17 protein-coding genes are annotated in these 13475 nt (G+C 46.8%); all 17 read right to left on the bottom strand.

Going from position 1 to position 13475, the window contains the following annotated elements; all coding sequences use genetic code 11:
- Positions 1 to 3 precede the first annotated feature (3 nt).
- On the bottom strand, positions 4 to 537 hold the full coding sequence (gene atpH / locus L1D15_RS18640) for a F0F1 ATP synthase subunit delta (protein WP_239838789.1): 534 nt from the start codon (positions 535 to 537) through the stop codon (positions 4 to 6).
- Positions 538 to 551: 14 nt separating this feature from the next.
- On the bottom strand, positions 552 to 1022 hold the full coding sequence (atpF, locus tag L1D15_RS18635) for a F0F1 ATP synthase subunit B (RefSeq protein WP_239838790.1): 471 nt from the start codon (positions 1020 to 1022) through the stop codon (positions 552 to 554).
- A gap of 72 nt (positions 1023 to 1094) precedes the next feature.
- On the bottom strand, positions 1095 to 1349 hold the full coding sequence (atpE, locus tag L1D15_RS18630) for a F0F1 ATP synthase subunit C (RefSeq protein ID WP_006957448.1): 255 nt from the start codon (positions 1347 to 1349) through the stop codon (positions 1095 to 1097).
- 57 nt (positions 1350 to 1406) lie between these two features.
- Complete coding sequence (gene atpB, locus L1D15_RS18625; protein ID WP_006957449.1) at positions 1407 to 2219, bottom strand: F0F1 ATP synthase subunit A; 813 nt, start codon at positions 2217 to 2219, stop codon at positions 1407 to 1409.
- A gap of 8 nt (positions 2220 to 2227) precedes the next feature.
- A complete protein-coding gene (locus tag L1D15_RS18620) occupies positions 2228 to 2617 on the bottom strand; it encodes a F0F1 ATP synthase subunit I (RefSeq protein ID WP_006957450.1) in 390 nt (129 codons plus the stop codon).
- Positions 2618 to 2804: 187 nt separating this feature from the next.
- Positions 2805 to 3686 carry a ParB/RepB/Spo0J family partition protein gene (locus L1D15_RS18615; protein WP_239838791.1) on the bottom strand — a complete coding sequence of 294 codons (882 nt, stop codon included), beginning with the start codon at positions 3684 to 3686 and terminating at the stop codon, positions 2805 to 2807.
- A gap of 23 nt (positions 3687 to 3709) precedes the next feature.
- Positions 3710 to 4483, bottom strand: coding sequence for a ParA family protein (locus L1D15_RS18610; RefSeq protein ID WP_239838792.1), 774 nt, complete (start codon positions 4481 to 4483; stop codon positions 3710 to 3712).
- A 14-nt stretch (positions 4484 to 4497) separates the two neighbouring features.
- Entirely contained in the window at positions 4498 to 5130 is a 633-nt protein-coding gene (gene rsmG / locus L1D15_RS18605; RefSeq protein ID WP_239838793.1) for a 16S rRNA (guanine(527)-N(7))-methyltransferase RsmG, read from the bottom strand.
- Positions 5131 to 7026 (bottom strand): tRNA uridine-5-carboxymethylaminomethyl(34) synthesis enzyme MnmG, encoded by a 1896-nt coding sequence (mnmG, locus tag L1D15_RS18600; RefSeq protein ID WP_239876667.1) that lies wholly within the window; start codon positions 7024 to 7026, stop codon positions 5131 to 5133.
- A 443-nt stretch (positions 7027 to 7469) separates the two neighbouring features.
- The gene (gene mioC, locus L1D15_RS18595) at positions 7470 to 7904 is read right to left on the bottom strand and encodes an FMN-binding protein MioC (RefSeq protein WP_239876666.1); all 435 of its coding nucleotides are present in this window, start codon (positions 7902 to 7904) and stop codon (positions 7470 to 7472) included.
- A 53-nt stretch (positions 7905 to 7957) separates the two neighbouring features.
- A complete protein-coding gene (gene mnmE, locus L1D15_RS18590; protein WP_239838812.1) occupies positions 7958 to 9319 on the bottom strand; it encodes a tRNA uridine-5-carboxymethylaminomethyl(34) synthesis GTPase MnmE in 1362 nt (453 codons plus the stop codon).
- Positions 9320 to 9439: 120 nt separating this feature from the next.
- Complete coding sequence (gene yidC / locus L1D15_RS18585; protein WP_239876665.1) at positions 9440 to 11059, bottom strand: membrane protein insertase YidC; 1620 nt, start codon at positions 11057 to 11059, stop codon at positions 9440 to 9442.
- Between the two features lie 2 nt (positions 11060 to 11061).
- Complete coding sequence (gene yidD, locus L1D15_RS18580; protein WP_080555897.1) at positions 11062 to 11319, bottom strand: membrane protein insertion efficiency factor YidD; 258 nt, start codon at positions 11317 to 11319, stop codon at positions 11062 to 11064.
- Entirely contained in the window at positions 11286 to 11609 is a 324-nt protein-coding gene (gene rnpA, locus L1D15_RS18575; RefSeq protein ID WP_006957457.1) for a ribonuclease P protein component, read from the bottom strand. Before rnpA ends, yidD begins: the two co-directional genes overlap by 34 nt.
- A gap of 45 nt (positions 11610 to 11654) precedes the next feature.
- Entirely contained in the window at positions 11655 to 11789 is a 135-nt protein-coding gene (rpmH, locus tag L1D15_RS18570; RefSeq protein ID WP_004411068.1) for a 50S ribosomal protein L34, read from the bottom strand.
- A gap of 230 nt (positions 11790 to 12019) precedes the next feature.
- Positions 12020 to 12757 (bottom strand): amino acid ABC transporter ATP-binding protein, encoded by a 738-nt coding sequence (locus tag L1D15_RS18565; protein WP_239876664.1) that lies wholly within the window; start codon positions 12755 to 12757, stop codon positions 12020 to 12022.
- The gene (locus L1D15_RS18560) at positions 12754 to 13425 is read right to left on the bottom strand and encodes an amino acid ABC transporter permease (RefSeq protein WP_006957462.1); all 672 of its coding nucleotides are present in this window, start codon (positions 13423 to 13425) and stop codon (positions 12754 to 12756) included. The genes L1D15_RS18565 and L1D15_RS18560 overlap by 4 nt, the downstream gene beginning before the upstream one ends.
- Between the last annotated feature and the right edge of the window lie 50 nt (positions 13426 to 13475).

The following is a 13475-nucleotide window of genomic DNA, read 5'->3' as shown; positions in this document are numbered from 1 at the left end:
CCATTAAGACTGCAATGCATCGCTCAGGCGGTTCAAACGTCCACGCGCTGAGTCATCGATGACTAAGTCTCCGGCTCGAATAATCACCCCACCAAGTAGGGCCTCATCTACACTGCAATTCAGCTTAACTTTGCGCTCAAGACGCTGCTCAAGTTTGCTGCTGATACCTGCAAGCTGTTCATCAGAAAGGTCAGTAGCGGAAATCACTTCCACATCCACTTCTTTCTCATGCTCTTTTTTCAGAGCAAAGAACTGTTCACAAACATCAGGAAGGGCCGCTAATCGACCATTCTCCGCCATTACCTTCAGAAGGTTTTGGCCATGAGCATCAACTTGTTCGCCGCAAACTGCTACAAATACTTCTGCGAGTTTGTCCGCAGAAACTGACCCCGTTAAGAGTTCGTGCATTTGTTCGTTTTTAGCGACTTCAGCAGCAAAAGAAAGCATTTGACCCCATTGGTCCAACGCGCCTTTTTCTACTGCAAAGTCGAAGGCTGCTTTAGCATAGGGGCGTGCGATAGTAGTCAAATCAGACATAGGCGCCCCCAGACTTAAAGTTTTGCAGTAATGTTGTCGAGAATATCTTTGTGCGCATCTTTATCGATGGAACGCTCAATGATCTTCTCAGCACCAGCTACAGCCAGAGTTGCAACTTGTTTGCGCAGCTCATCGCGTGCACGGTTGCGTTCAGCTTCAAGTTCTGCTTCTGCTTGCGATAGGATTTTCTGACGTTCAGTCTGAGCTTCCTCGCGAGCTTCATCTAGAATTTGAGCTTTGCGCTTATTCGCTTGCTCGATGATCTCAGTTGCTGTGCGCTTCGCTTCTTTCAACTGATCAGAAGCGTTGGCTTGTGCTAGATCCAAGTCTTTCGCAGCACGTTCAGCTGCCTGCAGACCGTCAGCAATTTTCTTCTGACGCTCTTCGATCGCTTGCATCAACGGTGGCCATACATACTTCATGCAGAACCACACAAACAGTGCAAACGAGATTGCTTGACCTAGCAGAGTTGCGTTTATATTCACAACAGCTACCCCTTCTATTCGGACTTAGTGTTAATCAATAACAAGCTAATGCTTGTCGAAAGTTAAAAGCGATTAACCTAGTTGACCAACGAATGGGTTTGCGAAAGTGAATAGAAGTGCGATAACGATACCGATCATTGGAACCGCATCAAGTAGACCCGCGATGATGAACATCTTAACTTGTAGCATAGGAGCCATTTCTGGTTGACGTGCTGCACCTTCAAGGAATTTACCACCTAGAAGTGCGAAACCAATCGCTGTACCAAGAGAAGCAAGACCGACGATAAGACCTACGGCGATTGCAGAAAAGCTCAGTAAAGTTTCCATTACTATCTCCAATTTATAGTTGTTGGCTAGTTGCCCAAATAAAAAGCTTTAAAAAAATTAATGATCACTGTCTTCGTGTGCCATTGACAGGTAAACAATTGTCAACATCATAAACACGAAGGCTTGAATCGTGATAACCAAGACATGGAAGATTGCCCACGGTAGTGAACCCATCCATTGCAAGTACCATGGTAGCATTGCCGCACAAAGAATGAATACAACCTCACCCGCGAACATGTTACCGAATAGACGCATACCAAGAGACAGAGGTTTCGCCAGTAGCGAGACCACTTCAATCAGTAGGTTAAACGGGATCATCAGTGGGTGATTGAATGGATGTAGTGCTAATTCTTTAGCGAATCCACCTAGACCTTTCACTTTGATGCTGTAGTAAATCATCAGAGCGAATACGCCTAGAGCCATAGCCATGGTGATATTCACATCAGCAGACGGTACAACCTTAAGATAAGGGATACCAAGCCAATGCTCTGCTGGGTAAGGTAAGAAGTCGATTGGCACTAAGTCCATCAAGTTCATTAAGAATACCCAACAAAAGATAGTCAGTGCTAAAGGTGCGATCAGTGGGTTGCGTCCATGGAACGTGTCTTTGACGTTTTCCGCGACAAATTCAACGATCATTTCTACAGCACACTGAAGCTTACCTGGTACACCCGCTGTTGTTCTCTTTGCTACCTTGTAAAAAATTCCGAGGAAAATTAAACCAGTAAACCAAGAAAAAAACAGGCTATCGATATGTACGTTCCAGAAACTTGCCTCCTCCGCTACAAGACCTAACTTATAAGTAGAAAGGTTTGTAAGGTGGTGGGAAATGTATCCGGACGCAGTTAGCGCTTCACCTGGCGCAGCCATAACTCATCCTATTTTTTGTTGTTAATGAATAGCACTGGCGCACAGATATTAATACCTAGAGCCAGCAAATAGGTTAGCTTAAGGGGAACAAGTTCCACCTGTATATACATGTAGGCAACGGAGAAAAGCGCCACCGTGATAAGGATTTTCAGTGCTTCACCGGCATAGAAAGAATTCGCGATCCGCTTTGCGGCACGAGCTCCACCATACATGAAAGCAAACAATGCGAACACCGCATTCGCAACAACAAAAATGCCGCCGCCAATCAGTGCTGAAAGCCCCCATTCAGCATTCACAGCCACTGCCATTCCTGCCGCCATTAATGTAACCGCGCCGAACTGGATCATTAACAATCGCTTTGCAAGCTCTCGTCCTGGTCTAGCTAACGCAGCTACCATGTATTCGTACCTCGAGTAAAATCCACAGCGTTACTACCTCGGTGCTGGGAAATTGGCGAAAATTATACGGTGAGTCCTATTGAATGCAATTAAAACACCGCAAAAAGTTACAATTTTGTTTACAAACCGACAACTTCCGCACAAAAATTCGTTTTTTTACATAATTGACGGAGATCAATTATCTCATTTAGCTTTCGAGCTTGGCAATCAGTTGCTCTAATTTGTGAGGCTCATCAAGACTAATCGTCACTTTAGAAGCGCCATTCTTAGCTCGTACGATTGCCACTTTAGCACTGAGCATTTCACTCAATTTTTGTGACATTTGTTGTGCCTCCGTGTCTTGGGACTCATTTTTCTCTTCTGATTGCGGCTGGAGACACTTTTTCACTAACTGCTCCGTCTGACGAACCGTCATACGCTTCTTCGCAACCAGCTCAGCTACTTCGACTTGTTGCTCACCTTCAAGCGCTAATAGAGCACGAGCATGCCCCATCTCAAGCATTTTTTCAGAAAGCAGATACTTTACATCCATTTCAAGCTGATTGAGTCGCAGTAAGTTACTCACAGTAGCGCGCGACTTACCAATCACCTCTGCCACCTGTTGGTGAGTCAGAGAAAATTCCTCTTGAAGACGATCCAAAGCAACCGCTTCTTCGATCACATTCAGGTCTTCACGCTGGATATTTTCGATCAAAGCCATGGCAATCGCAGCACGATCCTCAACATTCTTGATCACGCAAGGTACCTGCTTCAGGCCCGCTTTACGAGCCGCACGCCAGCGGCGCTCACCAGCGATGATTTCAAACTTATCGTTTTCAACCTGGCGAACCACGATCGGCTGAATGATGCCCTGAGACTCGATTGACGCCGCTAGCTCTTCAAGCGCTTCGGGCTCCATGTCTTTACGTGGCTGATAAACACCAGGTTTAAGACTGTTAATGCTTAAATCGGCCAGCTCCCCATCAGAAGAAAGCTCTTGGCTGTGTAATGCACTTTGCTGTTTTTCACGTGCAAGCGAGCTCGTCGAGAGCAGAGCATCAAGCCCTTTACCTAAACCGCGTTTAGACATGAGACAAAATTCCTTTGGTTGGGTTATGCAGGGACTTCATCGCGGCGAAGCATTTCTCCAGCTAAAGCCAGATAGGCTTTTGCGCCTGCGGAGTATTTGTCATAGTACATGGCAGGTTTACCATGACTTGGCGCTTCGGCCAGACGAACATTACGAGGAATAACAGTGCGGTACACCTTGTTACCAAAGTGCTTTTTCAACTGATCGGAAACTTCATTGGATAAGCGGTTGCGAGGATCGTACATGGTTCGTAGTAAACCTTCGATTTTAAGGTTTTCATTCACCACCGCTGCCAACTTACTGATGGTATCCATCAATGCTGTTAAACCTTCCAGCGCAAAATACTCACACTGCATAGGTACCAAGACCGAATCTGCTGCGGCCATGGCATTGATTGTAAGAAGGTTTAGAGATGGAGGGCAATCAATAAAGATGAAATCATAGTTATCGCGAACTGCAGCTAAGGCATGTTTGAGGCGAACCTCACGCGCAAACACTTCCATTAGTTTAATTTCTGCCGCCGTGACATCACCGTTAGCTGCGATCAGGTCATAATTTCCTGATGTTTTACGGCACACAACATCATCAAAAGCGACATCCTCAACCAGCAGTTCGTACGCTGTTGCATCTACCTGATACTTGTCGACCCCACTGGCCATAGTGGCATTGCCTTGCGGATCGAGGTCAATCACCAATACCTTACGCTTAGTCGCAGCCATAGACGCGGCTAAGTTGATGCACGTTGTTGTTTTACCAACTCCACCTTTCTGGTTGGCGATTGCTACGATTTTTCCCACGATGAACCTCGCTTTTATTCCTTGCGGGATAAGATTACTAGATGACGCTCACCTTCCAATTCAGGAACTTGCAAAGCTTTGATGTCGGTCACAGAACACCACTCTGGAAGCTGCTCAATCTCATCCTGTGGTAATTGGCCCTTCAGGGCCATAAAACAGCCTGTATGCGCTTTAGGTAAGTGATGACACCACTCGACCATGTCCACCATAGAGGCAAACGCTCGGCTTAACACGCCATCAAATTTGTCTTGTGGCTGAAACGCTTCAACACGGCTTTGAATCGGCGTGACATTGTCAATCTTAAGCTCGTGCAACACCTGTTTGATAAAACGAATGCGCTTGCCAAGGCTATCAAGCAAAGTAAATGCCATATCAGGGTTCATAATCGCCAGAGGAATGCCAGGTAAACCCGGACCAGTTCCGACATCAATAAAGCGTTGCCCTTGCAGATGTGGGCTGACCACTATGCTATCGAGAATGTGTTTCACCAGCATGTCACCGGGATCGCGAACGGAGGTCAAGTTATAGGCCTTGTTCCACTTGTTAAGCATTTCTACATAGCCAACCAGCTGTTCTCGTTGATGTTCGGAGACGTCCAGCGAAGTTTGAGCGATCAAAACGTCTAATTGTGTTCGTAACCCACTCATTTATGCTTCCTCGCCTTTTTTCAACATGCCATGTTTTTTGAGGTGAACCAGCAGAATCGAAATCGCGGCAGGCGTGATACCAGAAATACGTGACGCAATACCAATTGACTCAGGTTTCGACTCATTCAATTTGGCCACCACTTCATTGGACAGCCCTTTCACATTGGTGTAATCCAGATCCACGGGCAACTGGGTATGTTCATGACGAAGCGACTTTTCAATCTCGTCTTGCTGACGTTTAATGTAGCCTTCGTATTTGACTTGAATTTCTACTTGCTCAGCCGCCTGTTGATCGTCCAGAGCAGGTGCAAATGCGTCCAGTTCAGTTAGTTGGGAGTATGTCATTTCCGGACGGCGCAGCAGATCTTCACCATTTGCCTCACGGGCCATTGGCGTTTTGAGATGCTTATTCAGCTCATCAATACCCGCAGATTTAGGGTTCATCCACGTGTCTTGCAATCTTTGACGTTCTTTCGCCATGTTTTCGATCTTTTGATTAAAGCGAGCCCAGCGTAGATCATCAACTAATCCTAACTCGCGCGCTTTTTCTGTCAGACGAAGATCCGCATTATCCTCACGCAGCAGTAAGCGATACTCTGCACGAGACGTAAACATGCGGTATGGCTCTTTTGTCCCCATTGTTGATAGGTCATCAATCAATACTCCCATGTAAGCTTGATCTCGACGTGGACTCCATCCGTCTTTGTCCTGACTGTACAGGCTAGCATTCAAACCTGCCATCAGACCTTGCGCTGCGGCTTCTTCGTAGCCAGTGGTGCCGTTGATCTGGCCAGCAAAGAACAAACCACTAATAAACTTCGTCTCGTAGGTCTGTTTTAAATCACGTGGATCAAAGAAATCATATTCAATCGCGTATCCTGGACGAACGATATGTGCGTTCTCAAAGCCTTTCATTGAACGAACGATTTGCACTTGAACATCAAACGGCAGGCTGGTTGAGATGCCATTTGGATAGAGCTCATGCGTGTTCAGTCCTTCAGGCTCGATAAAGATCTGATGGCTGTTCTTGTCGGCAAAACGCATCACTTTGTCTTCAATCGATGGGCAGTAACGTGGGCCAATTCCCTCGATCACACCTGCATACATAGGGCTACGATCTAAGTTTTTTCGGATCACTTCATGTGTTTGATCATTGGTATGAGTGATAAAACATGGGATCTGTTGTGGATGTTGATCCCTGTTGCCCATAAAAGAGAAAACAGGTGTTGGGTCATCACCGTGTTGAGCTTCAAGCACTGAAAAATCAACCGTACGTGCGTCAATACGTGGTGGCGTGCCTGTTTTTAGGCGATCAACACGAAACGGTAATTCACGTAAACGATCCGCTAAAGCGATCGAAGGTGGATCACCTGCACGACCTCCAGAGGAACTTTCCATGCCTATATGGATTTTACCTCCAAGGAAGGTTCCTACGGTCAACACAACAGCTTTAGCATGAAAGCGCAGCCCCATTTGAGTGATCACACCAACCGCTTTGTTCTGCTCAACAATCAAGTCATCTACCGATTGTTGGAATAGTGTTAGGTTCGGGGTATTTTCTAACGCCTCACGTACATAGGCTTTGTAGAGTGCTCGATCAGCTTGAGCTCGTGTAGCACGAACAGCAGGCCCTTTAGATGCATTAAGTGTCCTAAACTGAATACCAGCGTGATCGATGGCTTGGGCCATTAAACCACCCATGGCATCCACTTCTTTGACTAAATGACCTTTACCGATTCCCCCAATTGCAGGATTACATGACATCTGACCTAAAGTGTCGATGTTATGTGTCAGTAACAGTGTTTTTTGTCCTGTACGAGCTGATGCGAGTGCGGCTTCCGTTCCTGCATGTCCGCCACCAACAACAATGACGTCAAAGTTTTCGTGATAAAGCATGAACTGACCTCTGGTATTCAAATAGAGAGATGGACAGATAAAAAGAGCGCTATTCTACCTGCTTTCCCATGGATAGAAAATCGCTTTTCGCGTTTTTAATTTAAGCCTCTGACAAAGCTTATTTCTATAGGATCTCTATATATGATCTTTTATTGGATCTATTATTAGGATCGACGATCTCTGTGGATAAGTAAAAAATGATCAACAAGATCATCGATCTTGAACGGATCATATGATGTGATCTTACCTTGATCAGTGTGAGGATTTCCTGAGATCAAAAGGGTTAGTTATGCACAGGTGAAAATAAAATTCAAAGTTATTATTGGGATAACTATAGGTTAATCACCGGATATATCTTATTTTATCCACAGGAGGGAGAAAAAGGATTTTATGAGTTGTGGAGAGAGGAAGTGGCTGATGGCACACTTCCTTAAAGAGTAAGACTACAGCTTGTTGATATGCTCGTTTAGCCACGCCTCTGCGGCATCTTCAGGAACATCGTGGCTGAGAACATCGATGGTTAGACAATCCGCCACTGGTGTCGCTCCAATGTCGGCTAGTAGGGCATGGGCGTGCTGGCCTGCGGCACAGAATGTGTCGTAGCTAGAGTCGCCAATGGCAATGACCGCATATTTGACGTCAGACATACGCGGCGGTGTATCTTGCAAGGCTTGAATAAACGGTTGAATGTTATCTGGATACTCACCCGCACCGTGAGTGGATGTGATGAGTAGCCAAGTACCCTGTGCTGGTACTTCTTCTAATACCGGTTGGTTGTGGATACAAGTCTTAAAGCCTTTTTCAATCAGCAGATCACTCAGATGATCACCCACGTATTCAGCGCCACCTAATGTACTGCCTGTGATTATTTGGATCATAGAATTTCCTTTTACCTAAAAACAGCGCGACGGGAAACGTCGCGCATGTATGATTATTTGCCGATACAGAATGAGGAGAAAATGCGCCCGAGTAAATCATCCGAGCTAAATTCTCCGGTAATTTCGCTCAGATGTTGCTGCGCAATTCTCAGTTCTTCAGCGAGTATTTCTCCTGCCATATAGCCTTCAAGCTGCTGTTGGCCAATATCAAGATGCTCTGCGGCTCGTTCCAGTGCTTCCAAGTGACGACGGCGAGCCATAAAGCCACCTTCGCTCCCTCCAGAGAAGCCCATGCACTCTTTAAGGTGCGTTCGTAGCGATTCCACACCATGCCCCGTTCGTGCTGATAGGCGAATCAATGTGGGATCGTTGACATGACAAATGCCTAATTCTTCATTGGTTTGATCGACTTTATTGCGGATCACTGTCATGCCGATATTGCTCGGCAATCGATCAACGAAGTCAGGCCAAATCTCTTTTGGATCAGTGGCATCTGTAGTGGTGCCATCGACCATAAATAAGACGCGATCGGCTTGCTCAATTTCTTCCCAAGCACGTTCGATGCCTATCTTTTCGACCTCATCCGACGCATCGCGCAGACCTGCGGTATCAATGATATGCAGTGGCATACCGTCAATATGAATGTGTTCACGCAGAACGTCACGAGTGGTGCCTGCAATATCAGTCACAATGGCTGATTCTTTACCAGATAAGGCGTTTAGCAAGCTCGATTTTCCCGCGTTTGGACGGCCGGCGATGACGACTTTCATCCCTTCGCGCATGATAGCGCCTTGTGTCGCTTCTTGGCGCACGGCAGTGAGGTTATCAATAATCGTCTGTAGGTCGGCAGAGACTTTACCATCGGCAAGAAAATCAATTTCTTCTTCGGGGAAATCAATCGCGGCTTCGACGTAGATACGCAGGTGAATCAGGGATTCGACTAAGGTTTGGATTCGGTTTGAAAACGCGCCTTGAAGCGATTTTAGGGCCGATTTTGCCGCTTGTTCTGAGCTTGCATCAATTAAGTCCGCAATCGCTTCGGCTTGGGCTAAATCGAGCTTGTCATTGAGGAAGGCTCGCTCTGAAAACTCACCCGGGCGAGCGGTGCGGATCCCGGGAATTTGCAGGATGCGCTTGATCAGCATATCCATTACGACTGGGCCGCCATGGCCTTGCAGTTCTAGGACATCTTCGCCGGTAAAGGAGTTTGGATTAGGGAAGTAGAGCGCGATACCCTGATCGAGCTCTGTGCCATCCTCTGCAGTAAAGGGGAGATATTCCGCATATCGAGGACGTAAGGTTTTGCCTGTTACCTCAGAAGCGACTTTGGCCGCAAGGGGACCGGATACGCGAATAATGCCGACACCGCCTCGTCCGGGCGCAGTCGCTTGAGCGACAATGGTCTCTGTAGTCATAGTGGTAGCCTGTGCGATGCATACCCTGTGAGGGTAAATAGTGAATGAGATGAATTGTAATCAGCCAAAAACAAAAAGGCGACCTTTTGGTCGCCTTTCTCGATTATTTACGCCGACTCGTTATTTTGAGTGCAGGCCTTTCTTCTCCAGCGCCTTATAAATCAGCGTCTGTTGGATCAGAGTCACGATGTTCGATACTAACCAGTAAAGAACCAGACCTGATGGGAAGAACAGGAAGAAACCAGTGAACAGAACAGGCATGAACGTCATGATCTTCTGCTGCATTGGGTCTGTTACTGTGGTTGGGCTCATCTTCTGGATCAGGAACATGGATGCCCCCATCAGTAGCGGCAAGATGTAATAAGGGTCTTGCGCTGACAGGTCTGTAATCCAACCAAAGAATGGTGAGTGACGCAGTTCCACCGATTCCATTAGTGCCCAGTAAAGTGCAATGAAAATAGGCATCTGTAGAAGCAGAGGTAGGCAACCACCCAATGGGTTTACTTTCTCTTTCTTGTACAGTTCCATCATTTCTTGGCTCATGCGCTGGCGGTCGTCGCCAATACGCTCACGCATTGCTTGCAGCTTAGGCTGTAGCATGCGCATTTTTGCCATTGAGGTGTATTGTGCTTTTGTTAGTGGGTACATAGCGCCACGAACAATGAACGTCAGCGCAATAATAGCCAGACCCCAGTTAGAGACAAAACTTTGAATGAATGACAGTAAGGTATGCAGTGGTTTAGCAATGAACCATAGCCAGCCGTAATCCACAACCAAGTCTAGATTTGGTGCAGTTTCAGCCATTGCATCTTGCAGTTTTGGACCGACCCAAAGTGTCGCATTGAATTGTGCGGAATCACCTGTTGCGATGGTTTTATTTGGGATACGAACACCAATATCACCTAGGTTGCCAATCACGCGAGTGTACAGGTTTGTGCCTGGCTCGTTGCGAGGGATCCATGCAGACGCAAAGTAGTGTTGGATCATTGCTGCCCAACCTTGACCGTCTGGTAGAGTGATAGACAGGTTACGATCCTGCATGTCGTCAAAACTATATTTCTTGTAACGTGTTTCTTCTGTTGAGTACGCACCGCCACGGTAAGTTGGCATAGTGATGCTGCCGCCCGCGTCCATCAGGTTTTGGCGCAGGTGAGCGTACATACCAAACGTTGCGTTGTTACCTGAGTTATTGACCACATCGTATTCAACGTCAACTGCGTAGCTGCCTCGCTTAACAATAAATGTTTTGGTGTACTCAAGGCCATTCGCTTGGTATGTCATTGGGATGCGAAGTTCATCCTGACCGTCTTCCAGAGTGAAGCTATCCGCATTCACTGAGTAAGCTGGACGATTTGAGCTGCTCAGATCGATACCTTGAGGGCCCACTAGACCACTTTGCGCAATGAATTGGTGACCTGGTTCGTTCTTCAATAGGACGAATGAGTCTGATGAATCCAGTTCTGCAGAGTATTGGTTCAGGTCTGCAGCGATAACATCACCACCAACCGTATCAATCGACAGAGTCAAGACGTCAGTTGTCACGGTAATCGTTTTAGCAGACGCTTGCTGCGCAGGTGCGGGATCTAAATCATCCGCAAGAGTAGGGGCAGGTAGGGTACTGCTTGATTGTGCCTGTTCAACCGGCTGTGGTGCTGGGTTCTTTGCGACTTGCCATTGTTGAAACAACAAGAAAGAAACCAGTGCTAGCGCGATTAACAGGATATTACGTTGAGAATCCATCGTTATTTATCTCTGTCTTGTTTCTGGACTGGTGGAACGGGATCAAAACCGCCCTCATTCAAAGGGTGGCATTTTAATAGACGTTTGCTTGATAACCAACACCCTTTTACAAAACCGTGAGCTTTTAGTGCTTCTATGGCGTAAGTAGAGCAGGTTGGAGTAAAACGACAGCGTGGTCCGATAAGCGGACTAATGAGGCCTTGATAAAGACGGACGAATCCGATTGCTACCCACGCGAAGGGCGAGACAGGCGCTGCCATAACTTATCAAACAGTTTGAACATTTCTTCATTGCTCAGATCTTGGGCGCTTTTTTTGGCAATCACAACAAAATCTTTGTGAGCAAGTTGATGCTGATTGTTACGAAAGCTTTCACGAGCAAGGCGTTTAAAACGATTACGACCAACGGCGGTTTTAATCTGTTTTTTGGGAACGGCTAAACCTAATCGAGGGTGAGATAGGTTGTTATTGCGAGCAATGATGGTGAAATGTGGTGAGCCAGCTCGATGAGCTTGCTGAAAGACATTTTGATAATGCTCGGGAGTTAACAAACGTAACTCCCGATCGAACGCGTACGTTTTCAAAATAATCGAAGATTACTTAGAAAGACGCTTACGGCCTTTTGCACGACGTGCATTGATTGTTGCACGACCGTTCTTAGTAGCCATACGTGCACGGAAACCGTGAGTACGCTTGCGCTTTAGAACTGAAGGTTGAAAAGTGCGTTTCATGATAATTACCTTTACTGATCAGTAGTTTTAGGTTCTTAGTTAACCCGGCGTGGGCCATTTGGTCTTCTTTATATAGAAAGAGGACAAACCGACGCCTCTCAACAAAGAGGCGGAATTGTAATCACAGTCACACAAAGTGTCAATCATTGAGCAACTGCTAAATTCCGGCCGGGCGATTATACGTAGTGTGAGCAAAATCTCAAGGATCAAGCGATCTTCTTTGGTGATCTTTACTCCGCGCCTACTTGGCGAAGGAACTTTTGTAAGCGAGGATCCTGTGGATTATTAAAGATATCCTGTGGAGAGCCTTGCTCAACGATATTGCCTTCTGCCATAAAGATCACCCGATCCGCTACTTCTCGGGCGAACTGCATTTCGTGTGTGACCACCAGCATGGTTTGGTGTTTGGTTGCTAACTCCTTCATTAATTGAAGAACTTCGCCAACCCACTCAGGATCCAGTGCTGAAGTTGGTTCGTCAAACAGCAATAACTCGGGCTGCAGTGCCATCGCACGTCCGATACCGACACGTTGCTGCTGACCACCAGACAGCGCCGCTGGATAACTGTCTCCTTTATCTCCGAGGCCGATGTCGTCAAGGATTTGCTGAGCGCGTGTCAATGCTTGATCTTTCTTCCAGCCGCGAACGGTGATGAGACCTTCAGCAATATTTTGACGGGCGGTCATATGGGCAAACAAGGCATAGTTCTGAAACACAAACCCAGTCTTACGGCGCAGAGCCAGTACTTCCGCTTTGGTGTGCTTTTCACTATCCACGCTGACATCATCAATGGTGATGACGCCTTTGTCGGCATTTTCGAGAAAATTCACCGTGCGTAGCAGGGTGGACTTACCCGTACCGCTAGAGCCGATAATGACAATAATCTCGCCCTGTTTGATATCGAGATCGATGCCTTTAAGGACTTCTGTGTCACCAAAGCGTTTGTGAATGTTATCTAACTTGATCATCTTACGTATGCCTTATTCAACTTAGCTTCTGCCCAGATTTGCACGCGAGTCAGTATCACTACAACGCCCCAGTAAATCAGAGCGACGGCAAGGAAGGCTTCGAAAAAGCGGAAACTGGATGATGCTTCCATTTGCGCTTTTGCCATGATCTCTGCCACACCTAGCGTAAATGCCAATGAGGTCGATTTGATCATATCAATGAAGTAGTTCATTAATGACGGCAGAGCCACACGCGTTGCCTGCGGCAAGATCACTCGGCGCATCGCTTGTGTCGTTGTCATACCCACCGACAGACTAGCTTCCATCTGGCTACGATCGATACCAATGATCGCGGCGCGGATACTCTCCGCCATGTAAGCGGCAAAGTGCAGGGTCAAACCAATCACCGCGGCGCTGAATGCATCCAGACCGACTAGGAACGGAAAAATCTGCGGTAAGCCGTAGTAAAGCAGGAACAGCTGAACCAGCAGTGGTGTCCCACGAAAGAAGCTGATGTACAGCTGGCTTAACTGATCAAGAACGGGAACGCGAAATACACGGATATTCGCTAAAATGACGGCCAAAATTAGTGAAAATACTAAACCCCATGTCGCCATTTCCATGGTGGTGCCCAGATACTTGAGCAGTATCGGCATCAGGTTCAGCATGTAGTTAAAATCGAATCCCATAACGTATCCCAGTTAAAAATAAGCTTCTATACAAAAAGCAAAACCCACTG

The organism is Vibrio sp. Isolate25 (assembly GCF_022398025.1).
GTDB lineage: Bacteria > Pseudomonadota > Gammaproteobacteria > Enterobacterales > Vibrionaceae > Vibrio > Vibrio coralliilyticus_A.
Note: the sequence above shows the minus strand (reverse complement) of the source record. Positions and strands in the feature narration are given on the sequence as shown.

What these genes read in the sequence shown, in the direction of transcription:
- atpH (WP_239838789.1), bottom strand. Translation starts at nt 537, where the DNA reads ATGTCTGATTTGACTACTATCGCACGCCCCTATGCTAAAGCAGCCTTC.
- rpmH (WP_004411068.1), bottom strand. Translation starts at nt 11,789, where the DNA reads ATGAAACGCACTTTTCAACCTTCAGTTCTAAAGCGCAAGCGTACTCAC.
- L1D15_RS18615 (WP_239838791.1), bottom strand. Translation starts at nt 3,686, where the DNA reads ATGTCTAAACGCGGTTTAGGTAAAGGGCTTGATGCTCTGCTCTCGACG.
- atpB (WP_006957449.1), bottom strand. Translation starts at nt 2,219, where the DNA reads ATGGCTGCGCCAGGTGAAGCGCTAACTGCGTCCGGATACATTTCCCAC.
- mnmG (WP_239876667.1), bottom strand. Translation starts at nt 7,026, where the DNA reads ATGCTTTATCACGAAAACTTTGACGTCATTGTTGTTGGTGGCGGACAT.
- mioC (WP_239876666.1), bottom strand. Translation starts at nt 7,904, where the DNA reads ATGATCCAAATAATCACAGGCAGTACATTAGGTGGCGCTGAATACGTG.
- atpE (WP_006957448.1), bottom strand. Translation starts at nt 1,349, where the DNA reads ATGGAAACTTTACTGAGCTTTTCTGCAATCGCCGTAGGTCTTATCGTC.
- L1D15_RS18565 (WP_239876664.1), bottom strand. Translation starts at nt 12,757, where the DNA reads ATGATCAAGTTAGATAACATTCACAAACGCTTTGGTGACACAGAAGTC.
- yidC (WP_239876665.1), bottom strand. Translation starts at nt 11,059, where the DNA reads ATGGATTCTCAACGTAATATCCTGTTAATCGCGCTAGCACTGGTTTCT.
- mnmE (WP_239838812.1), bottom strand. Translation starts at nt 9,319, where the DNA reads ATGACTACAGAGACCATTGTCGCTCAAGCGACTGCGCCCGGACGAGGC.
- rsmG (WP_239838793.1), bottom strand. Translation starts at nt 5,130, where the DNA reads ATGAGTGGGTTACGAACACAATTAGACGTTTTGATCGCTCAAACTTCG.
- yidD (WP_080555897.1), bottom strand. Translation starts at nt 11,319, where the DNA reads ATGGCAGCGCCTGTCTCGCCCTTCGCGTGGGTAGCAATCGGATTCGTC.
- L1D15_RS18620 (WP_006957450.1), bottom strand. Translation starts at nt 2,617, where the DNA reads ATGGTAGCTGCGTTAGCTAGACCAGGACGAGAGCTTGCAAAGCGATTG.
- L1D15_RS18560 (WP_006957462.1), bottom strand. Translation starts at nt 13,425, where the DNA reads ATGGGATTCGATTTTAACTACATGCTGAACCTGATGCCGATACTGCTC.